This is a genomic window from Streptomyces sp. AC512_CC834, from assembly GCF_019049325.1.
In the GTDB taxonomy this organism is placed as follows: Bacteria; Actinomycetota; Actinomycetes; order Streptomycetales; family Streptomycetaceae; genus Streptomyces.
In genome coordinates this window covers 249,704-275,967 of the sequence record NZ_JAGMUO010000097.1, presented here as the reverse complement: position 1 = coordinate 275,967, position 26,264 = coordinate 249,704, and the positions used below count along the sequence as shown (strand labels likewise).

20 protein-coding genes are annotated in these 26,264 nt (G+C 73.1%); 10 read left to right on the top strand and 10 right to left on the bottom strand.

Going from position 1 to position 26,264, the window contains the following annotated elements:
* Positions 1–156: 156 nt before the first annotated feature.
* From KUM40_RS28765 to ligA, 5 genes are all read right to left on the bottom strand, one after another.
* Positions 157–1,017 carry an amidohydrolase gene (locus tag KUM40_RS28765; RefSeq protein ID WP_217169103.1) on the bottom strand — a complete coding sequence of 287 codons (861 nt, stop codon included), beginning with the start codon at positions 1,015–1,017 and terminating at the stop codon, positions 157–159.
* Entirely contained in the window at positions 1,014–2,021 is a 1,008-nt protein-coding gene (locus tag KUM40_RS28760; RefSeq protein WP_217169800.1) for an aldo/keto reductase, read from the bottom strand. Before KUM40_RS28760 ends, KUM40_RS28765 begins: the two co-directional genes overlap by 4 nt.
* 32 nt (positions 2,022–2,053) lie before the next feature.
* A complete protein-coding gene (locus KUM40_RS28755; RefSeq protein WP_217169102.1) occupies positions 2,054–2,818 on the bottom strand; it encodes an SDR family NAD(P)-dependent oxidoreductase in 765 nt (254 codons plus the stop codon).
* Positions 2,815–4,152, bottom strand: coding sequence for an enolase C-terminal domain-like protein (locus KUM40_RS28750; protein WP_217169101.1), 1,338 nt, complete (start codon positions 4,150–4,152; stop codon positions 2,815–2,817). Before KUM40_RS28750 ends, KUM40_RS28755 begins: the two co-directional genes overlap by 4 nt.
* A gap of 127 nt (positions 4,153–4,279) precedes the next feature.
* Positions 4,280–6,370, bottom strand: a complete 2,091-nt coding sequence (gene ligA / locus KUM40_RS28745; RefSeq protein WP_217169100.1) for an NAD-dependent DNA ligase LigA — start codon at positions 6,368–6,370, stop codon at positions 4,280–4,282.
* Positions 6,371–6,498: 128 nt separating this feature from the next.
* On the opposite strand from ligA, the gene KUM40_RS28740 reads away from it, so the two are divergent.
* The 4 genes from KUM40_RS28740 (at position 6,499) to KUM40_RS28725 (ending at position 13,188) form a co-directional block, all read left to right on the top strand.
* Positions 6,499–9,018 carry an ATP-dependent Clp protease ATP-binding subunit gene (locus KUM40_RS28740; RefSeq protein ID WP_217169099.1) on the top strand — a complete coding sequence of 840 codons (2,520 nt, stop codon included), beginning with the start codon at positions 6,499–6,501 and terminating at the stop codon, positions 9,016–9,018.
* A complete protein-coding gene (locus KUM40_RS28735) occupies positions 9,015–9,533 on the top strand; it encodes an SRPBCC family protein (RefSeq protein WP_217169098.1) in 519 nt (172 codons plus the stop codon). Before KUM40_RS28740 ends, KUM40_RS28735 begins: the two co-directional genes overlap by 4 nt.
* A gap of 39 nt (positions 9,534–9,572) precedes the next feature.
* A complete protein-coding gene (locus KUM40_RS28730) occupies positions 9,573–11,867 on the top strand; it encodes an FdhF/YdeP family oxidoreductase (protein WP_217169097.1) in 2,295 nt (764 codons plus the stop codon).
* A gap of 112 nt (positions 11,868–11,979) precedes the next feature.
* Positions 11,980–13,188, top strand: coding sequence for a Cmx/CmrA family chloramphenicol efflux MFS transporter (locus KUM40_RS28725; RefSeq protein ID WP_217169799.1), 1,209 nt, complete (start codon positions 11,980–11,982; stop codon positions 13,186–13,188).
* 69 nt (positions 13,189–13,257) lie between these two features.
* On the opposite strand, the gene KUM40_RS28720 is transcribed toward KUM40_RS28725, so the two are convergent.
* Entirely contained in the window at positions 13,258–14,268 is a 1,011-nt protein-coding gene (locus KUM40_RS28720) for a YafY family protein (RefSeq protein WP_217169096.1), read from the bottom strand.
* Positions 14,269–14,409: 141 nt separating this feature from the next.
* Here KUM40_RS28720 and KUM40_RS28715 point away from each other — a divergent pair, with 141 nt between their 5' ends.
* Entirely contained in the window at positions 14,410–14,832 is a 423-nt protein-coding gene (locus KUM40_RS28715) for a VOC family protein (protein ID WP_217169095.1), read from the top strand.
* Entirely contained in the window at positions 14,829–15,932 is a 1,104-nt protein-coding gene (locus tag KUM40_RS28710; RefSeq protein WP_217169094.1) for a winged helix DNA-binding domain-containing protein, read from the top strand. The genes KUM40_RS28715 and KUM40_RS28710 overlap by 4 nt, the downstream gene beginning before the upstream one ends.
* A 40-nt stretch (positions 15,933–15,972) precedes the next feature.
* Here the strand turns inward: KUM40_RS28710 and KUM40_RS28705 are convergent, their stop codons facing one another.
* The 3 genes from KUM40_RS28705 to KUM40_RS28695 form a co-directional block, all read right to left on the bottom strand.
* Complete coding sequence (locus KUM40_RS28705; RefSeq protein WP_217169093.1) at positions 15,973–17,055, bottom strand: MerR family transcriptional regulator; 1,083 nt, start codon at positions 17,053–17,055, stop codon at positions 15,973–15,975.
* Positions 17,056–17,223: 168 nt separating this feature from the next.
* On the bottom strand, positions 17,224–18,480 hold the full coding sequence (locus KUM40_RS28700) for an acyltransferase (protein WP_217169092.1): 1,257 nt from the start codon (positions 18,478–18,480) through the stop codon (positions 17,224–17,226).
* An 81-nt stretch (positions 18,481–18,561) separates the two neighbouring features.
* The gene (locus KUM40_RS28695) at positions 18,562–19,401 is read right to left on the bottom strand and encodes an SGNH/GDSL hydrolase family protein (protein ID WP_217169091.1); all 840 of its coding nucleotides are present in this window, start codon (positions 19,399–19,401) and stop codon (positions 18,562–18,564) included.
* A gap of 144 nt (positions 19,402–19,545) precedes the next feature.
* On the opposite strand from KUM40_RS28695, the gene KUM40_RS28690 reads away from it, so the two are divergent.
* The 4 genes from KUM40_RS28690 to KUM40_RS28675 all read left to right on the top strand — a co-directional run bounded on the left by KUM40_RS28690 (position 19,546) and on the right by KUM40_RS28675 (position 24,815).
* On the top strand, positions 19,546–20,250 hold the full coding sequence (locus KUM40_RS28690; RefSeq protein ID WP_217169090.1) for a response regulator transcription factor: 705 nt from the start codon (positions 19,546–19,548) through the stop codon (positions 20,248–20,250).
* A complete protein-coding gene (locus KUM40_RS28685) occupies positions 20,247–21,755 on the top strand; it encodes a HAMP domain-containing sensor histidine kinase (RefSeq protein ID WP_254395862.1) in 1,509 nt (502 codons plus the stop codon). The genes KUM40_RS28690 and KUM40_RS28685 overlap by 4 nt, the downstream gene beginning before the upstream one ends.
* Positions 21,756–21,793: 38 nt before the next feature.
* On the top strand, positions 21,794–22,360 hold the full coding sequence (locus KUM40_RS28680; protein WP_217169089.1) for a GerMN domain-containing protein: 567 nt from the start codon (positions 21,794–21,796) through the stop codon (positions 22,358–22,360).
* Between the two features lie 235 nt (positions 22,361–22,595).
* Positions 22,596–24,815: an MMPL family transporter gene (locus tag KUM40_RS28675; protein WP_217169088.1), complete on the top strand. Its 2,220-nt coding sequence runs from the start codon at positions 22,596–22,598 to the stop codon at positions 24,813–24,815.
* A 65-nt stretch (positions 24,816–24,880) separates the two neighbouring features.
* Here KUM40_RS28675 and KUM40_RS28670 read toward each other — a convergent pair whose 3' ends face one another.
* Positions 24,881–26,194 (bottom strand): aspartate aminotransferase family protein, encoded by a 1,314-nt coding sequence (locus KUM40_RS28670; RefSeq protein WP_217169087.1) that lies wholly within the window; start codon positions 26,192–26,194, stop codon positions 24,881–24,883.
* Positions 26,195–26,264 lie beyond the last annotated feature (70 nt).

The window sequence follows — 26,264 nt, the reverse complement described above, 5'->3', positions numbered from 1 at the left end:
GGTCCCAGCACAGGCGAACCCCCGACCGACACCGGTAACCCGCCGCGGACGCCGACCGGCACTGGTCTCCCGCCGGGAACCCCGGCCGACACCGGTCACCTGCCGAGAACCCCCGGCTGGCACCGGTCTCCTGCCGGGAACCCCGGCCGACACCGGTCACCCGCCGTGGACCCCGGTGATCCCGTACACGCGCCGTGCGGTGCCGGACCACACCTCGTCCCGCTCCGCCGCGGTGAGTGGGGCGATCAGCTCGTCGACGGCGGCCACCACGTCGCCGTACCCGGCGGCCAGGGTGCTCACCGGCCAGTCGGAACCGAACATCAGCCGCCGGGGACCGAAGGCATCGATCACCGTGTCGGCGTACGGCCTGAGGTCGTCCACGGTCCACGAGCGCCAGTCGGCCTCGGTCAGCATGCCGGAGAGCTTGCACACCGTGTTCGGCAGGGCGGCCAGCGCACGCAGACGGGCCGCCCACGGTTCCGCTCGCCCCGACGCGATCGGCGGCTTGCCCAGGTGGTCGAGGACGAAGGTGAGCCCGGGAACGGCCGCCGCCGCCCGCACCGCGGCCGGCAACTGGTGCGGGAGGACGACCAGGTCGTAGCCGAGCCCGGCCGCCGCGATCGCGCGCAGTGCGCGCAGCACCTCGGGCCGGGTCAGCCAGTCCGGGTCGGGCTCCGCCTGGACCTGGTGCCTGATCCCACGCAGGAAGCCGCCGCCGGGCAGCGAGCGCAGCCGGGCCAGCTCGTCGGCCACCCCGGGCGACGTCGGGTCGGTCCACCCGACGACCGCGCCGACGACCTCACTGTCCACCGCCAGCGCCAGCAACTCCGGCGTCTCCTCGGCCACCGTGACCGTCTGCACGAGCACCGACGCCGTCACCCCGGCCCCGCGGGCCTCGGCCTCCAGGTCCGCGAGGAGGAAGGAGCGGCGCAGCGGGGCGAGTTCGGGGCCGGTGATCCACTCCTGGTCGCGCACGCCGAGGTCCCACACGTGGTGATGGGCGTCGATGACGGTCATGACTGCCCTCCCTCGCCAGGCCCCCCGACAGGCACCGGTACCCCGCCCGGCAGCAGACCCTCCGTTCGCAGCTCCTCCCACACGGCGTCCGGCAGGCGCCGGTGGAACTGCTCGACCGCGTCGCCGGTCTGCGCGGCCGACCGCGGCCCGACCAGGACGGACGCGACCGCCGGATGCCCGAGGGGGAAACGGAGCGCGGCCGCGCGCAGCGGTACTCCGCGGGCCTCGGTGACGTCGCGCATCCGCTCGGCCCGGCGCAGGAGTTCCGCGGGGGCCGCCGCGTAGTCGTACATGGCGCCCGGCGACGGGTCGGCCAGCAGCCCGGAGTTGAAGACACCACCCACGATCACGCTCCTGCCGGCCGCCACGGCGGCGGGCAACAGGGTGTCCAGCGCACCCTGTTCGAGCAGGGTGTAGCGCCCCGCGCAGAGCACGGCGTCGACGTCCGTGTCCGTGAGGAACCGCGTCAGCATCCGGGTCCGGTTCATTCCGGCGCCGATCGCGCGGACCACCCCCTGCGCCCGCAGCTCCTCCAGCGCCGGGTACGCCTCCCGGAAGGCCTGTTCCTCGTGGTCGTCCGGATCGTGCAGCAGGACCAGGTCGACGCGGTCGAGCCCGAGGCGGGTCAGGCTCTCCTCCAGTGAGCGGCGCACCCCGTCGGCGCTGAAGTCCCAGCGCCGCCGGTGCGTGGCCGGTACGGCGAAGCCGTTGGCCAGGTCGTCCCCGCCGCCGTCGTGCGGGACGAGCACCCGTCCCACCTTCGTCGACAGCGTGAACTCGTCCCGTGGCCTGTCCCGCAGCGCCGCCCCGAGCCTGCGTTCCGACAGGCCGAGCCCGTAGTGCGGGGCGGTGTCGAAGTAGCGGACGCCCGCCTCCCAGGCGGCGTCCACGGCGGCCACCGCCTCCTCCTCGCTCACGGGCGTGTAGAGACCGCCGACGGCCGCGGCGCCGAAACCGAGGGTGGTGACGGACACGTCGCCGCGACCGAGGGTGCGGCTCGGCAGCGACGGGCCGGCGCCGCTGTCGCCCGGCCGCGTCACCGCGCCCGGGGCCGCGGCCGCAGCCCCTGCATTCCCCCGTCCACCGCGAGGGCGGTGCCCGTGACGGAGGCGGCGGCCGGGCTCGCCAGGTACACGATGGCCGCGGCGACCTCCCCGGCGGTGACCAGCCGCCCCATGGGCTGCCGGGCGTCGAGCGCCGCCCGTTCGGCGGCCGGGTCGGTCGCGCGGTCGAGGAGGCGGCCGATCCAGGGCGTGTCCGCCGTACCGGGGTTCACGCAGTTGACGCGGATCCCGTCCCCGAGGTGGTCCGCGGCCATGGCCAGCGTCAGGGACAGCACCGCGCCCTTGCTGGCGCTGTACAGGGCCCGCTGCGGCAGACCCGCCGTGGCCGCGATCGAGCAGGTGTTGACCACCGCGGCGTGCGCGGAGGCCCGCAGGTGGGGCAGGGCCGCGCGAGTGGTGCGGACCATGCCGAGGACGTTCACGTCGAGGACCCGGTGCCACTCGGCGTCCTCGTTGTCCTCGACCGTGCCGATCGCGCCGATGCCGGCGTTGTTGACCAGGATGTCGATGCCGCCGAGTTCGTGGGCCGCGGCGGCGACGGCGGAGCGCACCGAGGCGTCGTCGGACACGTCCCCGGCGTATGCCCGCAGGGGCTTGTCCACCGGCGACGGATCGAGGTCCAGTACGGCGACGTCGGCGCCCCGGCCGGCCAGCAGACCGGCGGTGGCCGCGCCGATGCCGGACGCGCCGCCCGTCACCAGGGCCCTGAGCCCGGACAGATCACTCGGTTCGCTCATCGAGTCGTCCCCTTTCGCCGTTCGGCGAGGTCGGCGGCCCAGAAGGAACCGTCCGGATACCGATACGCCGCGATCGAGGCGGCGTGCATCTGGGAGGAGAAGCCGGGCGCCGTCGGTGCCACGTAGCGCCCGTCCGCGATGACCACGGGATCCTTGAAGTGCTCGTGCAGATGGTCCACGTACTCGATCACCCGGTCCTCGGTCGTTCCGGTCAGGGCCACGAAGTCGAACATCGAGAGATGGCGCACCAGTTCGCACAGGCCGACGCCGCCGGCGTGCGGACAGACCGGCACCCCGTACTTCGCGGCGAGCAGCAGGATCGCCAGGTTCTCGTTGACGCCGCCCACGCGCGCCGCGTCGATCTGGAGCACGTCGATCGCGCCGGCCTGGAGCAGTTGCTTGAAGACGACCCGGTTGTGGACGTGCTCACCGGTGGCCACCTTGACGGGCGCGACCCCCTTGCGCACCGCCGCGTGTCCGAGGACGTCGTCGGGGCTGGTGGGCTCCTCGATCCAGTACGGGGCGTACCGGGCCAGCGCATTGGTCCACTCGACGGCCTCGGCGACGCTCCAGCGCTGGTTGGCGTCGACGGCGATCCGCACGTCCGGGCCGACGGCCGCGCGCGCCGTGCGCAGCCTGCGCAGGTCGTCGGCGAGATCGGCGCCCACCTTCAGCTTGATCTGCGTGAAGCCGTCCGCGACCGCCTGCTTCGCGAGCCGCACCAGTTTCTCGTCGGAGTAGCCGAGCCAGCCGGGAGAGGTGGTGTAGGCCGGGTAGCCGTGCGCCAGGAGGCGGGCCGCGCGCTCTGCGGCGCCGTCCTTGCCCCTGCGGAGCAGGTCCACGGCCTCCTCGCGGGTGAGCGCGTCCTCGATGTAGCGGAAGTCCACCTGGTCCGCGAGCCACTCCGGTTCCGCGTCGGCGAGGAGCCGCCACACCGGCCGGCCCGCCCGCTTGGCCGCCAGGTCCCACACGGCGTTGACGACGGCACCGACGGCCATGTGCATCACGCCCTTCTCCGGGCCGAGCCAGCGCAGTTGGCTGTCGCCGGTCAGGGCCCGGTACACCGAACCCGGATCGGCGCACACCGCCTGGGCGGACAGCCCCACGACATGGTCGCGCAGTGCGGCGATCGCCGTGGCCTGGACGTCGTTGCCGCGTCCGATGGTGAAGGTGAAGGCGTGCCCCTCCAGCCCGTCGCCCGCCTCGGTCCGCAGGATCACGTACGCGGCCGAGTAGTCGGGGTCGGGATTCATGGCGTCGGAGCCGTCGAACTCGCGCGAGGTGGGGAAACGGATGTCGACCACGTCGAGATCGGTGATGCGTGCCGTGACCATGACCGCTTCCTCACTGGATCACATAGGATTCCACTCACCTGATGGTGTGACAGTGATGATCACCCCGTCAATACTCGTGCCCCGGGGACTTCTTCCCGTGTAGGGCCGCTTGGATCGCATAGGATTCTCAGGCGAGGAGGTCGGCGACCAGCTCGGCGAACTCCTCCGGGGTGGCCAGGCGGACGCCGAGCTGTTCCGCCTTGGCCCGCTTCGATCCCGCGCCCTCGCCCGCGACGACGAGCGTCGTGTTCTTGGAGACGCTGGAGGAGGAGCGTCCGCCGGCCCGCTCGATGAGTTCGTTCATCTCGTTGCGGCTGAGCCGTTCCAGATGTCCGGTCATCGCGCCGGTGACGACCACCTTCATGCCCGCCAGCGGACCGCCCTCGGCCGGCGTGGCCTCGCCGCCGCCCTCGCCCTCGGTGTCGTCGGCGGGCGGAGGCGGGGTCGCGCCGGGCTCGGTCATGTTGACGCCGGCGGCGGCGAGCTTGTCGATGAGCGGGGCCAGTTCGGCGATCTCCGCGACGATGGAGGGCGCCTTCTCCGCACCGATGCCGTCGACCCGCTGCATCGCGACGGCGTCGGCGGCGCGGATGTGGTCCATGGTGGCGAAGTACCGGGCGATGCGCCGGGACATGGACCGTCCGGTGCCCCGGACACCGAGCGCGCACAGCACCCTCGACAGCGGCTGCTCCCTGGCCCCGGCGAGGGCGGCGAGCAGGTTGTCGGTGCTGGTCTCACCCATCCGCTCCAGGGCGAGCAACTCCTCGCGCCGCAGGGTGAACAGGTCGGCCAGATCGGAGACGAGGCCCGCCTCCACGAGCTGCACGACGCGGGTGGTGCCCAGCCCCTCGATGTCCAGTTGGTCGCGGCCTGCGGCGTAGGCCAGCGAGGCGACCAGGTGGCAGTTGCGGCCCTGCGCGCACCGCCAGCGTTCCTCGCTCGTGTCGATCTGGGACCCGCAGCGCGGACACGTCTCGGGGAACACGATGGGCTGTTCCTCACCTGTACGCAGGTGCGCGACCGGGGCCTCGATGCGCGGGATGACGTCACCCGCGCGGTGCACCATGACGTGGTCGCCCAGCCGCAGACCACGGCGCGTGATGTCGGCCGGATTGTGCAGGGTGGCGTAGGTGATCGTGGAGCCCTCGATGACCACCGGCTCCAGGACTCCGCGCGGGGCGACGATGCCGGTACGGCCGACGTTCCACTCCACATCGAGCAGCCGGGTGATCTTCTCGACGGCCGGAAGCTTGTACGCGATCGCCCACCGCGGCGCCCGGGAGCCGGACCCGGCGGCCCGCTGATCGGCGGCGAGGTCGGCCTTGACGACGATCCCGTCGATGCCGAAGGGCAGCTCGGCACGGAGCGCCGCGATCTCCTGGACCCGGGCCACGACCTGCTCCGGCGTCTCGACGACGACGTCCGGCACCGCGGTGCCGGCGCTGGTGTGCACCCCCAGCCCGGACGCCATGGACATCAGGTCGCTGTACGCCGGCTCCTCGAGCCGTCCGGCGAGCGCGGCGTCGGTGCCGGGCAGGGCCAGCAGGCCGTACCCGAAGAACGTCATCGGCACCGTGTAGGCGCGCTCCTTCGCCCGCAGGGTGCCCGCGGCCGCGTTGCGCGGGTTGGCGAAAGGCTGCCCACCGTGCTGTATGCGCACCTCGTTGGCGTGCTCGAACTGCGCCGTCGTCATGAGGATCTCGCCGCGCACCTCGACGGTCACCGGCTCGGCCAGCGTCTCGGGCAGCCCCTCCACGGTGCCGATGGCATGCGACACGTCCTCACCGGCCGTGCCGTCACCCCGGGTGATCAGCCGGGTGAGGCGTCCGTCGCGGTAGCGGGCGGCGACCGCGAGACCGTCCAGCTTGGGGCCCACACTGAACCGGGACACCTCGCGGTCGATGCGCCGGGCCAGCGACTCCGTCCAGGCGGTGAACCCGTCCGGCGAGAACACGTTGTCGAGGCTGAGCATCGGCACCGTGTGCGGCACGTCGCCCTCCGCCGCGCCCCCGGCCACCTTGCCCGTGGGGGAGTCGGGCAGCACCTCGTCGGGGTGCTCGGCCTCCCACGCGGCGATCCCTCTCGCCAGCCGGTCGTAGGCGTCGTCGTCCAGCGGCGAGGAGCCGCCCGCGTAGTAGGCGGCGGCCGCGCGCGCCGCGTCCTCGACCGCCTGGGCGTAGGCGGTGGCGTCCACGATCACTGCAGCAGGAGTAGTCATGGAGGAAATCATGCCGCCCACCACTGACAACGGGCCCTCGCCCGCCCGCGGCGGGCGGCCGCTCCGCTTGCGCCGCCGCCGACATGGGGTTTCGGTGGAATCGACTCGCCACCGCCCCAGGAGCTGTCATGTCGATGTCGTCGTTCGGTCTCGGCTCGTCCGCGTCCGATCCGTTCAGTGAACTGCTCAACCGGTTCTTCGGTACGTCGCCCGCGTCCTCGCCCCCGGCGGTGCAGCGCGTGCCGATCGGCCGGCTGCTGACCGAGTCCTCGCAGGAGCTGCTGAACCTGGCCGCCCAACGCGCCGCTGACGACGGCACATCGGATCTGGACACGGAACATCTGCTGTGGGCGGCCACCAAGGTCGAGCCCGCGCGCGGGCTGCTGGACCGGGCGGGGGCCGACCCCGACGCGCTCGCCTCCCAACTGGCCGAGGTCCTTCCCCGCGAGGCGGGCGCGCCGTCCGCCGAGCCGGGCCTCACCCCGGCCGCCAAGCGGACCCTCGCCACCGCCTACGCCCGCTCCCGGACGGCGGGCGTCTCCTACATCGGCCCCGAGCACATCCTGGGCGCCCTCCTGGACGGCGGCGACACCGGCGCGGCCCGGCTGCTGAGCGCCGAGGGCCAGGACATCGGCAGGCTGGAGGGGCTCACGGAACAGGCCGGCCGCGCAGGCGGGTCCCCGGCCGACGGCGGCGGGCAGCCCGCCACGACGCTGGACGAGTTCGGACGCGACCTGACCCAGGAGGCGAAGGCCGGGAAGCTCGACCCGGTGGTCGGCCGGGCCGAGGAGATCGAGCAGACCGTCGAGATCCTCTCCCGCCGCTCCAAGAACAACCCGGTGCTGATCGGGGAGCCCGGCGTCGGCAAGACCGCCATCGTGGAGGGGCTGGCCCAGCGCATCGTGGCCGGCGAGGTCCCGGACACGCTGAAGGACAAGAGGGTGGTCGGCCTCGACCTGTCCGCCATGGTGGCCGGCGCGCAGTACCGGGGCCAGTTCGAGGAGCGGCTCAAGAAGGTCATCGAGGACGTCCAGCAGGCCCGCGGCGACATCATCCTGTTCATCGACGAACTGCACACCGTCGTCGGCGCCGGAGCCACCGGCGAGGGCTCGATGGACGCCGGCAACATGCTCAAGCCCGCCCTCGCCCGCGGCGAACTGCACGTGGTGGGCGCGACGACCATCGACGAGTACCGCAGGTACGTCGAGAAGGACGCGGCGCTCGAACGCCGCTTCCAGCCCGTGCTGGTCCCCGAGCCCACGGTCGAGGAGACCGTGCAGATCCTCGAGGGCCTGCGCGACGCCTACGAGGCGCACCACCAGGTCCGCTTCGCCGACGGCGCCCTGACCGCGGCGGCGGAACTCTCCGACCGCTACGTCAGCGACCGCTTCCTGCCCGACAAGGCGATCGACGTCATGGACCAGGCGGGCGCCCGGGTACGGCTGCGCAGCGCGAGCCGCTCCACCGAGGTCGTCGGCCGCGAGGACCGCATCGCCAGGCTGCGCCGGGAACAGGAACAGGCCGTCGCCGCCGAGGACTACGACCGGGCGGGCGGGCTGAAGCGAGAGATCGCCGAGGCGGAGGGCGAACTCGCGGGCATCGAGGAACGCCGCGAGGGCGTCGTCTCCGTCACCGCCGACGACATCGCGGACGTCATCTCCCGCCGCACCGGAATCCCGGTCTCCCAGTTGACGGCCGGAGAGAAGGAACGGCTGCTCAAGCTGGAGGACGAGATGCACGCTCGGATCGTCGGCCAGGACGAGGCGGTCACCGCCGTCTCGCGGGCCGTGCGCCGCAACCGGGCCGGCATGGGCGACCCGGACCGCCCCGTGGGCTCCTTCCTCTTCCTCGGCCCCACCGGCGTCGGCAAGACGGAGCTGGCCAAGACCCTCGCCGAGCTGCTGTTCGGCGAGGAGACCCGCATGGTCCGCTTCGACATGAGCGAGTTCCAGGAGAAGCACACGGTCGCCCGGCTCGTCGGGGCGCCACCCGGATACGTCGGCTACGAGGAGGCCGGGCAGCTCACCGAGAAGGTCCGCCGCCAGCCCTACAGCGTGGTCCTGTTCGACGAGGTGGAGAAGGCCCACCCCGACGTCTTCAACACGCTGCTGCAGATCCTCGACGACGGGCGTCTCACCGACGGACAGGGCCGCACCGTCGACTTCCGGCACTGCGTCGTCATCATGACGTCCAACATCGGCGCCCACCGCATCCTCGACCACAAGGGCGACGTGTCCGGCCTCAAGGACGAGCTGATGCAGGAGCTGCGCGGCCGCTTCCTGCCCGAGTTCCTCAACCGCATCGACGACATCATCGTCTTCCACGGCCTCACCCAGGACGACCTCTCCCGGATCGTGGACCACCTGCTGGCGCAGAGCGAGCGGCGGGTGCACGCCCAGGGCCTGACACTGAAGGTGACGGAGGCGGCCAAGAAGCTGCTGATCGCCCACGGCCACCAGCCGGAGTTCGGTGCCCGTCCGCTCCGCCGCACGATCCAGGCCGAACTCGACAACCGCATCGCCGACCTGCTGCTGGGCGGCGAGGCCGACCCCGGCGACACCATCGTGGCCGACGTGATCGACGACTCCCTGCACTGCACCGTCGGCAAGGCCGGCGCCGCGGAACCGTCGAAGGCGAGTGGCACATGAACAGCGTCGAGGAAACGGTCGAGATCGCCGTACCGGTGCGCACCGCGTACGACCAGTGGACCCAGTTCGAGAGCTTCCCGCGGTTCATGACCGCCGTGCGGCGGGTCGAGCAGGTCAGGCCCGCCGTGACGCTGTGGGTCGTCGGCGTCGGTCCGGTGCGCCGGGCGTTCGCGACCGAGATCGTGGACCAGGTGCCCGACTCGCATCTGACGTGGCGGAGCCTCGGACGGCGGCCCGGCCACCGGGGCGAGGTGACGTTCCGGCCCACCGGGGAGGGCCGTACGGCGGTGACCGTACGGATGTCCGTCGAGCCGCGCGGAGCGGTCGGCGTGCTCGCCGCGATCCCCGGCACGACCGGCCGCGCCCTACGGCGGGAACTCGCGAACTTCAAGACGTTCATCGAAGGGCACGGCGAGGCGAGCGGGGCCTGGCGGGGGACCATCCGGGGCGGGCAGGTACGGCCGGAGGAGCCGGAACCGCCCAGGAGCAGGGTCGCCGGCTGGCCGGTGGGCTGAGCTGGTGCGGGAACACAGCGAACGAGAGGCGATCGCCCGATGAAGAAGCCGCCCAGGGAAGAACCCCGGGACGACCTGACCGTCACCCCGCCCAAGACCTGGGCCGCGGGTGTTCCCGCGGTGGTGCACGCGCTGGAGTACTCCCTGGAGCAGACCTCCCCGCGTCAGAGTGCGGTGGACCTGCTCACCATGAACCAGGTGGACGGGATCGACTGCCCGGGATGTGCGTGGGCGGACCCCGCTCCCGGCCGCCGGCACCGCAACGAGTACTGCGAGAACGGCGCCAAGCACATCAACGACGAGGCGACGACACGGCGGATCACCGCCGGCTTCTTCCGCGAGCACTCCGTCTCCGACCTGGGCCGGCGCTCCGACATGTGGCTGAACCAACAGGGGCGGCTCACCGAGCCGATGGTCAAGCGCCCCGGGTCGGACCACTACGAACCGATTAGCTGGCGCGACGCCCTGAACCTGCTCGCCGAGGAACTGAAGGCGCTGGACACCCCCGACGAGGCGGTCTTCTACACCTCGGGCCGGGTCAGCAACGAAGCCGCCTTCGTCCTACAGCTCTTCGCCCGCGCCTACGGCACCAACAACCTGCCCGACTGCAGCAACATGTGCCACGAATCGAGCGGCTTCGCGCTGCACGAGACCCTCGGCACCGGCAAGGGCACCGTCGGTCTCGACGACCTCCACCACGCCGACCTGATCTTCCTGGTGGGACAGAACCCCGGAACCAACCATCCGCGGCAACTGTCCGCCCTGGAACAGGCCAAGTCGAACGGCGCCCGAATCGTCGCGGTCAATCCACTCCCCGAGGCGGGGCTGCTGCGGTTCAAGAACCCGCAGAAGGCACGCGGACTGATCGGCCAGGGCGTCCGGATCGCCGACCGCTTCCTGCACATCCGCCCCGGCGGCGACATGGCCCTGTTCCAGGCACTGAACCGGCTGCTGCTGGAGGCCGAGGACGCCCGGCCCGGAAAGGTGCTGGACCACGCGTTCATCGACGGGTGCACCAGCGGCTTCGAGGAGTTCGCCGAGCACGCCCGGGACGTGTCGTGGGACGACGTACTCGCCGCCACCGGCCTGGCCCGCGAGGAGATCGAACAGGTCCGCGACGAGGTGCTGCGCAGCGAACGGGTCGTCGTCTGCTGGGCGATGGGCATCACGCAGCACAAGCACGGCGTCCCCACCATCCGGGAGATCGTCAACTTCCTGCTGCTGCGCGGCAACCTCGGCAGGGCCGGCGCCGGGGCCTGCCCGGTGCGGGGCCACAGCAACGTCCAGGGCAACCGCACGATGGGCATCTGGGAACAGATGCCGGACTCCTTCCTGGACGCGCTGCAACGGGAGTTCGGATTCGATCCGCCGCGCGCCCACGGGCTCGACTCGGTGAACTCGATCAAGGCGATGCGCGAGGGCCGGATCAAGTTCTTCCTGGGAGTCGCGGGCAACTTCGTGCGGGCCGCCCCCGACAGCGCGGTCACCGAGGAGGCCATGCGGAGCTGCCGCCTGACCGCCCACGTCTCCACCAAGCTCAACGGGTCCCACACCGTGTGCGGACAGACCGCGCTCATCCTGCCCACCCTCGGCCGGACCGAACGCGACCGGCAGGCGGGCGGGGAGCAGTTCGTCACGGTGGAGAACTCGATGAGCGAGGTGCACACCTCCAGGGGACGGCTCAAGCCCGCGTCCTCCCTGCTGCTCAGCGAGGTCGCCATCCTGTGCCGGCTCGCCCGCCGCACCCTGGGCGACGGGCCGGGGAACGTGCCGTGGGAGGAGTTCGAGGCCGACTACAGCGCGATCCGCGACCGAATCGCCCGGATCGTGCCCGGCCTGCACGACTTCAACCGTCGCGTCGCACGCCCCGGCGGCATCCGCCTGCCCAACCCCGTCAACGAGGGCGTCTACCGCACCGCCACCGGCAAGGCGATGTTCACCAGCAACGCGTGTCATGTGCCGCGGGTGCCCGAAGGACACCTGCTGCTGCAGACCCTGCGCTCCCACGACCAGTGGAACACCATCCCCTACACGCACAACGACCGCTACCGGGGCATCCACGGCAGCCGCCGGGTGGTCATGGTCAACCCGGCCGACCTGAACGCCCTGGCCCTCACCGGAGGCGACCGCGTCGACCTGGTGAGCGTCTGGCACGACGACGCCGAGCGCCGCGCCGAGGGCTTCGAGGTGGTCCCGTACCCCACCGCGCGCGGTTCCGCCGCCGCGTACTACCCGGAGACCCAGGTCCTGGTGCCGCTGGACAGCGTGGCCGACCTCAGCAACCAGCCCACCTCGAAGGGCATCGTCGTCCGGCTGGAGCGCGCGGTGCCGTAGCGCGCCCTCGCAGCCGCATCGCGAGACGGCGACCGGTGCGGGAATGGCGGGAAGCGGGGCGCCGTTGACACCTGTCATGCCCGACTCTTCCCCACGCCCCGCGGCCGGCCGCATGCCGCTCGCCGTCTACATCCTTGGCCTGTCCGTGTTCGCGCTCGGCACCAGCGAGTTCATGCTCTCCGGGCTGCTGCCGCCCATCGCCGACGACATGGACGTGTCGATCCCGCAGGCCGGGCTGCTGATATCGGCGTTCGCGATCGGCATGGTGGTCGGCGCGCCGCTGCTCGCGGTCGCGACCCTGCGGCTGCCGCGCAAGACCACCCTGGTCGCGCTGATCTCGGTGTTCGGCGTCGGCCAGGTCGCGGGTGCGCTGGCGACGAGCTACGAGATCCTGTTCGTCTCGCGGGTCGTGAGCGCGCTCGCCTGCGCCGGGTTCTGGGCCGTGGGCGCGGCCGTGGCCATCGCGACGGTGCCGGTCACCGCGCGGGCCCGGGCGATGGCCGTGATGATCGGCGGACTGTCCATCGCCAACGTCCTCGGCGTCCCGGCGGGCGCCTTCCTCGGCGAGCACCTGGGCTGGCGGTCCGCGTTCTGGGCCGTGGGCGCCGCGTCCGCCGTCGCCCTCGTGGGTGTGGTGACCCTCATTCCGCGCATCCCGCTGCCCGAGCGGCGGCCCCGGCTGCGGGGCGAGCTGGCGATCTACCGGGACCGCCAGGTCTGGCTGTCCATCGTCGTGACCGCACTGGCCGCCGGCGGCGTGTTCTGCGCCTTCTCCTACCTCGCGCCGCTGCTCACCGACGTGGCCGGACTGGCGGACGGCTGGGTGCCGGGCGTGCTCGCGCTGTTCGGGGTCGGTGCGCTGATCGGCACCACGATCGGCGGCCGGGTCGCCGACGCGCACCTGTTCGGCGTGCTGCTGTCCGGCATCACCGCCTCGACGGTCCTGCTGGCCGCGCTGGCGCTGTTCGCCTCCAGCCCCGCCGTCGTGATCGCCCTGTCGCTGCTGCTCGGCGTCTCCGCGTTCTACACGGCACCCGCGCTCAACGCGCGCATGTTCAACGTCGCGGGCGCCGCGCCCACCCTCGCGGGCGCGACGACGACCGCCGCCTTCAACCTGGGCAACACCGGCGGCCCCTGGCTCGGCGGCACGGTGATCGACGCGGACCTCGGATACGCCGCCACCGCCTGGGCGGGCGCGGCGATGACCCTGGTCGCCATCGCGTTCGTCACCGTCTCACTGCGGTTGCACAGCCGCTCGCGCGTCGTGATGAGCGGCATGCCGGCGGAGCCCGCGTGCGCCGACCGGGCCCAGCGGGTGTGACACCCGGCTCTCCGGCCTCCCGCACACCTACGGTCGCGGCTCCCGCTCGGCGGTGATCCGCCCCGCCCGTCAAGAGGAGGCGGGGTCGGCGGAGGGGTCGGCGGCGGCCCTCGCGCAGCGGTCGGCCAGCCCGGCGAACGCCTCCTTGAGCGCGGCCGGGCCGACGACCTCGATGTCGGCGTCGAAGACACAGAGGGCGGCGGCCAGGGCGGGCCACGACCAGGAACCCAGGGTGAGCCGGCAGCGGTCCGGGCCGAGTTCCTCGACGGTCCCGTCGGCGGCGTACGGAAACACCGCCGAGGCGGGCAGCCGGAGCACGGCCCGGCCGCGGCAGGGCCAGTCGGGAGAGTGGTCCGAGCCGCGGAACCTGCCGGTCACGAACGCGGCCACGTCCTGGCCGGGCAGCTCCCTGGGGGTGAAGCGGGGGCCGGTGGGCGTACGCGGGGTGACCCGGTCGGCGCGGAAGACGCGCCAGTCCTCGCGGTCCAGGTCCCAGGCCACGAGATACCAGCGCCCGCCCCGGGTGACGAGGTGGTGCGGCTCCACCCGGCGCGGAGGCGGCACCACGTCGTCGCCGGTGTCCGCCGGGCCGGGCACCGCGTGGTCGAAGCGCAGCACCTCGCGGGCGTGGACGGCGGCGCTGAGCGCCATCAGGACACCGGCGTCCGCCTGCGGCCGCGACCGGGGCGCGGATCCTTCGACCGGGGTGACGTGGAGGGCGTCGATCCGGTGCCGCAGCCGGGCGGGCATGACCTGGCGCAGGGTGGTCAGCGCGCGTGCCGCACCGTCCTCGATGCCGGCGCCCGTGCCGGCGGCGGTCCGCAGGGCCACGGCGAGCGCGATGGCCTGTTCGTCGTCGAACAGCAGGGGAGGCAGTCGGGTGCCGGCGTCGAGCCGGTATCCGCCGTCCGGACCCTTGACCGCCAGGACGGGATAGCCCAGCTCGCGCAGCCGGTCGATGTCGCGGCGCAGGGTGCGCGGGCTGACGTCCAGCCGCCGGGACAGCAGCGCTCCGGGCCAGTCCCGCCGGGCCTGGAGCAGCGAGAGCAGGGACAGCAGCCGGGCCGAGGTCTTCTGCATGACCACCATGCTCCCGCAAGTAGCGGCCACAACCTGACCGCTACCTGAAGCAGAGTGAGCACAGCGGGGCCGGACGGGCCCCGCCGCCGGCCCACTTCCGTGGGTCGCCGCACCGTGTTCGTACGAGGCAAGGAGCCCGTCGTGACCGCCAAAGCCGTGACCCACCTGAACTTCCGTGGTGACGCCCGCGAGGCCCTCACCTTCTACCAGGCCGCGTTCGGCGGGGACGTGACCGTCGTGACGTACAAGGACGCCGGCGACGTCCGGGAGCCCGCCGCGGCCGACCAGGTGATGTTCGGCCAGGTGGCCACCGCCGACGGTCTGTGCGTGATGGCCTACGACGTGCCGTCCGACCTGCCGTGGAACCAGGGCGAGAACGCGTTCTTCGTCTCGGTCCGCGGTGGGACGGCCGAGGAGACCGCCGCCTACTGGGAGAAGCTGTCCGAGGGCTCGACCGTCCTGCGGCCCCTGGGAGAGGCCCAGTGGGCGCCCCTCTACGGCATGCTGCGGGACCGCTTCGGCGTCACCTGGGTCCTGGACGTGGTGAGCGAGTACAACGCGTGACCGTACTCGACGCCCGGTCGCTCAACCGGGCGGCACTCGCCCGGCAGTCGCTGCTCGACCGCGCGGACCGCTCCGTCCTGGACGCCGTCGCGCACCTGGGCGGCATGCAGGCACAGGAGCCGCAGGAACCGTTCGTCGGGCTCTGGTCGCGGCTGCGCGACTTCGCACCGTCGGCGCTCTCCGGCCTGCTGACCGGGCGTCGGGTGGTACGGACCCACCTGATGCGCCGGACCGTCCATCTCGTCACCGCCGACGACGTACTGGCCTGGCGTTCCCGGCACGACGCCATGCTGCGCGGACGCGTCCTCGGCACCTACCGCCGCGAGCTCGAAGGGGTGGACCTCGACGAGCTCGCGGCGGCGGGCCGCGCGGTGATGGCCGACGGCGAACCCCGCTCCATGGGCGACCTCGCCCGGGCGGTGGCCGGACGCTGGCCGGACGCGGGACCGCGGCCGCTGGGGGAGATGCTGGTCGCCGCGCTGATCCCGATGGTGCAACTGCCACCGCGCGGGCTGTGGCGCACCAGGGCCGGGGTGCGCAACGCGCCGGTCGCGGCCTGGCTGGGCCGCGAGGTCGACCCGCCGGCCCCGCCGGGCACCGATCCGGTCGGCGAGGCACTGGTACGGCGCTACCTCGCCGCGTACGGGCCGGCCGCCTCGGCGGACCTGCGCGCCTGGTGCGGGCTGGCCGGACTGCCCGCCGCGGTCGCCGCGGTACGCGGGGAACTGGTCGCCTTCCGCGACGAGCGGGGCCGCCGACTGCTGGACCTCCCCGACGCGCCGCGACCCGATCCGGACACCCCCGCCCCGGTGCGGTTCCTGCCGGCGTTCGACAACGCGGTCCTCGGCTACCAGGACCGCGGCCGGATCATCGACGACGCGCACCGCGGCCTGTCGGTCACCGGCGCCCGGTTCGTCCTCGTCGACGGCCGGGTCTCGGCGACCTGGACCGTCGAGGACGGGGACACGGTGACCGTCACCCCGCTGCGCCCGCTCACCCGGGCCGAGCGCATCGAGGTCGACGAGGAGGGGCGGGCCCTGGCGTCCTTCCTCTCCGAGGGCGACAGCGACCGGGTCCGGGTCGCCGCGGCGCCGTCCTGAGCGCCGGCCGGCCGGGGCCGGGGCCGCTGCCCGGGAGGCGTCAGCCGCCCGCCACGACGTCGGCGACGACACAGCCGACGTTGTCGGGGCCGCCGGACCCGTTGGCGAGGGCGACCAGTTCACGGACGGCACGCCCGGGCTCCCCGGGGCCGGCGAGCACCCGGTGGATCTCGCCGGCCGGTACCACCGTCGACAGGCCGTCGGTGCACAGCAGATAGCGGTCGTCGGGCCGGGCGTCCTGCAGCCGCATCTCCGCGGTGGCGTCGGCACCCCGGCCCAGGGCCCGTATGAGCAGCGACCGCTGGGGGTGGGAGACCGCCTCCTCCGGGGTGATGCGGCCCTCGTCGACCATCGACTGCACCGCGGTGTGGTCGTGCGTGATCTGGAACAGCTCCCCCTCGCGCAGCAGATACACGCGGGAGTCGCCGATGTGGACGAGGCCCAGTTGCGACCCCGTCCAGAGCATCGCGGTGAGGGTCGTGCCCGCCTCCTTCGGCGCGGAACCGGCTCCGACCGCGTCGTGCACGGCCCGCTCGGCGTCCTCGACGGCGTCCGCGAGGACGTTGAGGAGACCGCCGGCCGGGACGCCGTCGGTCTCCAGACGCTTGAGCGCCTCGACGGCGGCGGCGCTCGCCGGGGCCCCGTCACCGCCGAAGCCGTCGGCGACGGCCAGCAGGCGGGACCCGGCGTACGCGGTGTCCTGGTTGCTCTCGCGGACCAGACCGCGGTCGGAGGCGGCGGCGTAACGGATGCTCAGCGCAGGAGCGGGAGAGAGGGAAGACATGGCAGGGTCCCTTCGGGCCAGGTGGTCGACGAGGAAGGCGGCCAGGTCCCGCCGGGCGGCGGTCTCGGCCTCGGTACGCGCCCAGAAGGCGCGGACCTCCCGCGCCGCCGCGGCCGCGTCCAGCGAGCAGACGTGCCGGATGCGGACCAGCGGCATCCCCAGGCGTCGCAGCCAGGCGACGAGCCGGGCCGGCTCCACCTGTTCCGGCGCGTAGAGGCGATAGCCGGTGACCGGGTCGACGCGGGCGGGGGGCAGCAGGCCCAACTCGTCGTAGAGACGCAGCGCCTTCGGCGACAGCCGGGACGCCTTCGCGAACGCCCCGATGGTCAGCAACCCCATGCCCACTCCTCCTCGTACCGGGCGCGTCGCCCGGCCACACCGATGCTGTGGCCTCCCCCAAGGTGAAGGTCAACAGCCACCCTGCCGTCAGCCACCCTGCCGTCAGCCGCCAGCCACCCTGCCGTCAGCCGCCAGCCACCCTGCCGTCAGCCGCCAGCCACCCTGCCGTCAGCCGTCCCCCGACACGAGACGTGTGACGTCGACCGAGCCCTCACCGGTTCGCGGCTGCGGGACGCACGCCCACAGCGCGGCCAGCGCCGCGAAGACCGCGACGAGCGCGATCGCCCCGGTGCGGCCCTTCGCCCAGCGGGCCCGGAACCGGACCGGGTCCTCCACCAGGACCTTGGACAGCCAGGCGAGCGCCACCGACACGGCGAGCAGCACGGCCGTACGCGGCGCGCCCCGAAGGCCGAGCCGTTCCTCGCTCAGCAGCAGGTACACGGGCCAGTGCCACAGATACAGGCTGTACGAGACCAGGCCGAGCCGGCGCAGGGGAGCGGCGGCGAGGAAGCGGCCGGCCGGTGTGCGGGGAGCCCGGGCGAGGCAGCCGATGAGCAGGGCGGCGGCCAGGGCGTGGAGGAACAGTCCGCCGTGGAAGAGGGAGGGGGAGTTCTGGCCGTCGGCCGTGACCCAGTACGCCCCGATCGCCCCCGCCAGGGCGAGGCTCCACCACCCGGCCGCGCGTTCGCCGGCCCGGGACAGCAGACGGGTGATGGGCGGGGTCGCCGCCAGGGCACCGAGGAGGAGGGAGAACGCACGGGTGTCGGTGCCCTCGTAGACCCGGGTGGTGTCGGCCGGGGTGGTGAGCTGGACCATCAGGAACAGGGACACCGCGGCCCCGGTCGCGGCCACGGCGGCCACGCGCCGGCCCGCGCCCCGGCCGCGGGCCACCAGGCAGAGCACCAGCGGCCACACCACGTAGAACTGCTCCTCGACGGCGATGCTCCACAGGTGGCTGAAGACCCTGGTGCCGGACGAGTCCCAGTAGCCGACCCGGTCGGCGACGAAGTGCCAGTTGGCGAGGTTCGCGGCCACCCACGGACCGTCGTCGAGGGCGTAGCGGAGCAGGTTCGGCGGGCCGAGCGCCCACACGAGGAGCAGGGTGCCGGCGAGTACGACCGCGAGCGCGGGCAGCAGCCGCCGTGCGCGCCGTCCCCAGAAGGCGAGGAGGTCGATCCGGCCTTCGCGGGCCCGCGCCTCCTTCAGCAGCAGGCCGGTGATGAGGAAGCCGGACAGGACGAAGAAGAGGTCGACGCCGAGGAACCCGCCGCCGAAGTGACCGGCGTGGAAGAACAGCACACCCAGCACGGCGACACCGCGCAGGCCGTCGAGCGGTGCGATGTGCGGCCGTGCGGCCCTGGGCGTGGGGGAGGGCGGGGTGCGGGTGCCGCGGCGGGCGGGCGAGGGGGTGGCCGGCAGGGGCATGGGGCTGGTCTCCGTCGAGGGGGGGCGAGGCGTCCCCGGCCCGGGAACGCCTCGCGGTGGGAAGGTCGGGTCCGCGGCGGGCTACTCGCAGCCGAGCCGGCTGTAGACCTTCTCGCCGGTCCACGTCCCGGTGGCCCACTCCTCGGCGGCGGCCGGGGCGAAGCCGTACCGCTTCTCCAGCTCCTCGCCGAACCAGACGGCGAACGCGGCCGAGCCCTGCTGGCAGGAGTGGATGCCGTCCTTGCTGCGCTGCGCCTTCTGCGCACCCCCGTCGTCGCCCCACAGGGCGGAGGCGTCCAGGAAGCCGGCCGTGTCGGGATGCTCCTCGGCCACGCTCTTCGCGGACCGCGGCGCGGACTCGATCTCCGCCCGGTGCGGCTTGTAGAAGTCGTCGATCTTGAAGGGCGGCGCGGACACGAGGAGGAGGTCGGCGCCCGCCTCGTTCACCGTCTTCACCAGACGTTCGTAGGCGGCGCGCTGTTCGGCCGGGGTGCCCCAGTCGTAGGTGGTGACCTGGTAGGCGACGACGTCGGGTTCGAAGGACTTCAGCGTCTTCGGCAGGCGGTCCCAGGTGGGCGCCGCGATCTCGCCGACGACACCGCCCCCGCCGGCGGCGGCCACCGACTTGAATTCGACGCCGCCGGCCTTCATGGCCGCGCCGAGGGCCGGCGCCTGGGCCTCACCGATGGAGTCGCCCATCCACAGCAGCCGTTGCGGCCCGCCTTCCTGCTCCCCGCCGTCGGACGCCTTCCCGCCTTCCGACGCGTCCGCCGCCGCGCTGTCGTCGGCGGAGACCTCGACGCCGGTGCCGGAGTCCTGGCACGCGGTGAGCGGGAGAGCGGCCGCCACGGCGACGAGGGCGTACCGGGCGACCCGGCGGGCGGGCCGCGGCCGTGGGCTGGAGGTGATCTTGGAGTTCATGTCTCCAGCACAGGCCACCCGCCTGCGACCCGGGAGGCCTGTCATCGTTTCATCACGTAATGCGGAACCGGGCGTCATACCCTTCGAGCACGCTGGCAGAAGACGCCGTCCGCCGAGCCGACGACCGGAGAAGAACAGACCCCCATGGCACGAGTGCTGCTCATCGAAGACGACCCCGCCGTACAGAGAGGCGTCACGCTCGCGCTGAAGCGCCGGGGACACGAGGTGGCGGTCGCGGGCAGCGGCGAGACGGGACTGCTGAGTCTCGAGCGGCACCGGCCCGACCTGGTGCTGCTCGACCTGATGCTGCCGAACATGAGCGGTCTCGAGGTGTGCCGCCGGATCAGGGAGAGCAAGCAGATCCCGATCATCATCCTCTCCGCGCGCGGCGACGAGATCGACATGGTCGTCGGCCTGGAGGCGGGCGCCGACGACTACATCGTCAAACCGGCGGGCGCGGAGATCCTCCAAGCCCGGATCCGGGCCGTGCTGCGCCGCGTGGCGCCCGGCCAGGACGGCTCCGCGGCGCCCTCGGCCGTGCGGGGCCCGGAGCACCACGCGGACCTCACGGTGGACCGCACCACCCTGGTCGTCGCCAAGCACGGCTCCGAACTGCCCCTGGCACCCTCCGAACTGAAACTGCTGCTGTTCCTCACCGCCGCCCCGGGCCAGGTCTACTCACGCCAGCAGCTCCTGGAGCAGGTCTGGGAGCACTCCTACTACGGTGACGTCCGCCTCGTCGACGCCTGCGTGATGCGGCTGCGCGCCCGGATCGAGGACGATCCGCGCAAACCCGTGTACGTGCAGACCGTCCGCGGGTTCGGCTACCGCTTCGGCCCCCTGTGCTGAGGCTCCGGCCGCGCGGACCCGGCGGACTGCGGGTACGACTCGTCGTCGCCTTCCTGCTGGCCGCCGCCTTCGGCGCGCTGCTCACCGCAGGCCTCACCTTCCACCGGGCCCGCGCGGCCATCCTCGAACGCGCCGAGGACACCGCCGTCTCCGAGCTGCGCACCCAGCTCGACTCCCTGGCCCCCGACCTGAGCCTCCCGCCCCGCACCGAGGACCTGCGCGCGCTGAGCCGCCGGATCGACCAGGCCGGAGGCTCGCGCGGCTGGCGCTCCGCGGCCGCCTACCGGGACGGCGAGCCGGTCCCGGCCTCCCCGGGGGCGCCCCCCGTGCCGGAAGAGCTGCGCGAGGAGGTCCAGGAGAGCGGACAGGCGGTCCACCAACGGATCGAACGCGACGGCCGCCCCTGGCTGGCCCTCGGCATGCCCGTCGCCTACGCCGACACGTCCGATACGTCCGATACATCCGGCACGTCCAGCGGGTCCGGCGGGTCCGACGGCGCGGGCACGCCCTCCGGGCTGACCGTGTACGCCGCCTTCCCCCTCGACGACGACCAGGCCGACATCTCCGCTCTGGTCACCGCGGCCCAGGCCGGTGCGGTCCCCGCCCTGGCCCTCGCCCTCGTACCGGCCCTCTTCGCGGCGCGCAGCGTCCTGCGCCCGGTACGCCGGCTGCGTCACGGCGCCGAGCGCATCGCCGCCGGGGAACTCGACACGCGCCTGGCCACCGAGGGCCGCGACGAACTGGCCGATCTGACCCGCTCGTTCAACACCATGGCCGAGACCCTGGAGAGGGACGCCGCCGAGCTGCGCCGCATGGAGGCCGGCTCCCGCCGCTTCGCCGCCGACGTCGCCCACGAACTGCGCACCCCGCTGGCGGCCATGACCGCCGTCACCGAGGTCCTCGACGAGGACGCCGCCTCGGGTGTCCTGCCCCCCGACACGGAGGACGCCGTCCGGCTGATCAGCGAGGAGATCCGCACCCTGGCCCGCACGGTCGAGGACCTGATGGAGGTCTCCCGCTTCGACGCCGGCGCCGCCCCCCTCCACCGGGAGGACGTCGACCTGCGCACCCTCGTGGTCAAGACCCTCCAACTGCGCGGCTGGGCCCACGACGAGCGCGTCCGTGCCGACCTCCCCGACCCGGTCCCCGTCCGTGTCGACCCCCGCCGGATCGACGTCGTCCTGGGCAACCTCGTCGCCAACGCGCTGCACCACGGAGGTCCGCCCGTGACCGTCACCGTCCGCGCCCGCGCCGACCGTGCCGTCGTCACCGTCACCGACCGGGGACCCGGCATCCCCGACGAGGCGCTCCCGCACGTCTTCGACCGCTTCTACAAGGCCGACGCGGCACGCACCCGCTCCTCGGGCAGCGGCCTGGGCCTGGCCATCGCCCACGAGAACGCCGTCCTGCACGGCGGCACCCTCACCGCCGCCAACCTTCCCGCCGGCGGTGCCGCCTTCACCCTGAGCCTGCCGTCGGCCGCCGCCACCGAGGTACAGCCGTGACCCACCGAGAAACAGCCGTGACCCACCGAGGAACAGCCATGGCCCACCGCCCCGCCCCGCGCACGCGGAGGGCCGCCGTCGGCGCCCTGGCGGCCCCGCTGCTCGTCGCCACCGTCGCCGGGTGCGGCATCGGCGCCACCGGCCCGGTGCACGCGGGGGCACCGGCGTCCGGCGTCCAGCGGCCCGGCAGCGAGGCGCGCACCGCGCGTCTCTACTTCGCCGGCCCCTACGGCGTCCAGTCCGTCACCCGCTCCGTGGACCGGCCGCCCAGCCCCCAGCAGGCCCTCGAACTCCTCCTGGAGGGCCCCACCCCCGCCGAGCGTGAGCGTGGTCTGACCACCCAGGTGCCCCCCATGGGCGGGCTGCTCACGGCGACCGCGAGCGACGGAGCCGTCGACGTGTTCGTCCCCGTCGAGGTCAGCACCGGCGAACTCGATGTCACCGCGGTCAGCCAGCTCGCCTGCACCGCCGCCCACGCTGACGTCCCGGGCGACCGGCCCGCCACCCGCGTCGACATCCGCATCCACGAGAACCTCACCCGCTCCCGCACCCCCTGGACGGTCCGCTGCGGCCCGGGCGGCACCGTGACACCGGTGACCGGCTGACCCATCGGCTGCCCGCGGCAACGGAATGCGGCGTACACCCATCACCGCGATCTACACCCGGGGGAGAGGGGCGCGGGGGCGCACTACACCCAATGCAGTACACCAGTCCAGACCCAGGGTCGGATCAATCGCGGGCGAGCCCGGGTGAGCATGGATGGGTACCCCGGTCAGCACCTCTGCCTCCCCCCATGAGCCGGGTCTTCGTCCTGCCCGCAACCCGACGGATTGGTACCAGGTGGCTACGTTCCTCTATCGACTCGGCCGACGAGCGTTCCGGCGCCGCGGTCTCGTCGCCCTGCTCTGGGTGGCCATACTCGTGGGCGCCGGCGTCGCCTCCGCCTCCGCGCCCGCCCCGCCCGAAGACTCCTTCTCCATGCCGGGCACCGAGTCCCAGAAGGCCTTCGACCTGCTCGACGAGCAGTTCCCGGCCGCCAGCGCCGAAGGCGCGACCGCACGCGTCGTGATCCGTGCGCCCGAGGGCGCGAAGATCTCCGACCCGGCCGGCAAGGCCCAGGTCGAGGAGCTGGTGACCGCCCTCGGTGCGGGCCCGCAGGTCGCCTCGGTCGACGACCCGTTCAAGGCCGACGCCGTCAGCGAGGACGGCACGACCGCGTACGCCTCCGTGACGTACAAGGTCAACGCCATGGAGCTGACCGACCAGGCCCGCGACTCGCTCACCGCCGCCACCGACGACGCGCGCACCGACGGCTTCACCGTCGAGACCGGCGGCGACGCGGTCGTGGCCGAGCAGGAGATGGGCGGGACCGCCGAGCTGATCGGCATCGGGATCGCCGCGGTCGTGCTCCTGCTGACCTTCGGCTCACTGGTCGCGGCCGGCATGCCGCTGCTCTCGGCGATCATCGGTGTCGGCATCGGCATCTCCGCCATCGGGGCACTCGGCAGCGCGCTGGAACTGTCCGCCACGACCTCCACGCTCGCCATGATGATCGGCCTCGCGGTCGCCATCGACTACGCCCTGTTCATCGTCTCGCGCTACCGGGCGGAGATCACCGAGGGCCGCGCCCCGGAGGAGGCCGCGGGACGCGCGGTCGGCACCGCCGGCTCCGCGGTCGTCTTCGCCGGACTGACCGTCGTCGTGGCCCTGTCCGGCCTCGCGATCGTGAACATCCCGATCCTCACCAAGATGGGCCTGGCCGCCGCGGGCACGGTCGGCATCGCCGTGCTGATCGCGCTCACCCTCACCCCGGCGCTGCTCGGCTTCGCCGGCAAGAAGGCGCTCAGCCGCAAGGACCGCAAGGCGCCCGCCGGACAGCGGGCGGCGGCCGCGAAGCCGAAGCTCGGCACCCGCTGGGCCCGCTTCGTACTGCGCCGCCCGGTGACCGTGCTGCTGACCGCGGTCCTCGGCCTCGGCGTGATCGCCGTACCGGCCGCCGGCATGGAGCTGGGCCTGCCCGACGAGGGCAGCTCGGCCCCGGACACCACGCAGCGCAAGGCCTACGACATGCTGTCCGACTCCTTCGGCGCCGGGTTCAACGGCCCGCTGATGGTCACCGTCGACGCCCGGGACGCCGAGGCCCCGGAGGCCGCCGCCGACCTCGTCCGGGAGAGGATCACCGGACTCGGCGCGGCCGAGGCCGTCACCTCGGCCAGCTTCAACGAGGCGGGCGACACCGCCGTCCTCACCGTGGTGCCCAAGACCGGCCCGAGCGACACCGCCACCGAGTCGCTGGTGCACGACATCCGCTCGCTGTCCGGTGACATCAGGGGCGACACGGGCGCGACCATGCTGGTCACCGGCGCGACCGCGATGACGATCGACTTCTCCCAGACCCTGGACGACGCGCTCGTCCCCTACCTGGCGCTGGTCGTCGGCCTCGCCTTCCTGCTTCTGATGCTGGTGTTCCGCTCGGTCCTCGTCCCGCTGAAGGCGGCCCTGGGCTTCCTGCTCTCGGTGGCCGCGGCGCTCGGCGCGGTGGTCGCGGTCTTCCAGTGGGGCTGGCTCGCGGACGTCCTCGGCGTGGACCAGCCCGGCCCGATCATGTCGATGATGCCCATCTTCATGATCGGTGTGGTCTTCGGTCTCGCCATGGACTACGAGGTCTTCCTCGTGACCCGCATGCGAGAGGCCTACGTCCACGGCTCGTCCGCCGCCGAGGCCGTCACCACCGGCTTCACCCACGGCGGCCGGGTCGTCGCGGCGGCCGCGATCATCATGATGAGTGTGTTCTCCGGCTTCATCCTGGAGAACGACGCCATGATCAAGATGATGGGCTTCGGCCTCGCGATCGCGGTCTTCTTCGACGCCTTCGTGGTCCGCATGGCCATCGTTCCCGCGGTGCTCGCCCTGCTCGGCACCAAGGCGTGGTGGCTGCCCAAGTGGCTGGACCGCCTCCTGCCGAACGTCGACGTCGAGGGCGCGAAGCTCCACAAGGAGCTCGGTGACACCGCCGCGCCCGCGGAGCCGGCCCGCGAACCGGAGACGGCCGGAGTCTGACACCACCCGCAAGGCCCCGGTGACCTGGAATCCGTCCCAGGTCACCGGGGCCTTCGCGTCTCGCGTCAGAGCTCCCGCGCGGCGTCGGTGAGCGCCCTCTCGAGGATGGCGACGCCCCGGTCGATCTCGTCGTCGCTCGCGGTCAGCGGGGGTGCGATACGGAAGATGCCGCCCATTCCCGGGAGCTGGACGATGTTCATGTGCAGCCCGAGGTCGAAGCAGCGCCGGGTGACGTCGGCGCCGAGGCGGTCGGCGCCACCGGCACCCAGGACCTCGTCCCCGGCCAGTTCCATGCCCAGCAGCAGCCCGCGGCCACGGACGTCGCCCACCACCTCGTGGCGGACGGCGAGCCGGTCGAGGTGCTCGCGCAGCGACGCGCCGAGCTTGCGGGCGCGCTCGTCGAGCCGGTCGCGGACCAGGATGTCCAGGACGGTGTTGCCGACGGCGGCCGGCAGCGGGTCGTTGACATGGGTGGTGAAGAACAGGAAACCGCGGTCGTACGCCCGCTGCTCGATCTCCGGGCTGGTCAGTACGGCGGCCAGCGGCAGCCCCGCGCCGAGCGTCTTGGACAGCGTGAGGATGTCCGGGACCACACCCTCGTGCTCGAAGGCGTACCAGTCGCCGGTGCGGCACAGCCCGGTCTGGGCCTCGTCGAGGATCAGCAGCATGCCGCGCTCCCGGCACTTGTGGGCCAGGGCGGCGAGATAGCCCGGCGGGAGCTCGACGACACCGCCCGAGCTGAGGATCGGCTCGACCAGACACGCGGCCAGACTTCCCACCGACTGGGCGTCGATCATCTCGAAGCCCAGGTCGAGCTGGCGGCGCCAGTCGAGCGCGCCCTCCGCGTCGACGACGCAGGGGCGGTGGCGGTCCGGGACGGGCAGCGCGAAGTTGCCCGGCGCGGCGGGGCCGTAACCCTTGCGCCCGGCGCTGTACGTGGCGTTCGCGGCGGCCTGGGTCATGCCGTGCCAGGACCGGGCGAAGGAGACGATCTCGTGGCGGCCGGTGACGAGCTTCGCCATCCGCACCGCGGCCTCGTTCGCCTCCGCCCCGGTGGTCAGGAGCAGCGCCTTCTCCAGCGGCTCGGGCAGGGTGCCGGCGAGCCGGCGCGCGAGCTCGACGACCGGGCGGCTGAGCATGCCGCTGTGGAGGTGATCGAGGTGCGCGACCTGCTCGCGCACCGTGGAGACGATCGCCGGGTGGGAGTGCCCGAGGATGGCACTCATCTGACCGGACGTGAAGTCCAGCAGCTCACGACCGCTCTCGGTGAACACCGAGGTGCCCGCGGCACGGACGATGACCTCCGGCGAGAAGGGTGCGTGGCCGGAGTAGCGGATCAGATGGCGCCCCTGGTCGGCGCCGGGAGTCTCGAAAGGCATGCGACCGAGGTTAGGGACGCATCGCTGCGCGTGTCCATCGCACGGATTCGACGTGGCTGTACGCCAGAAC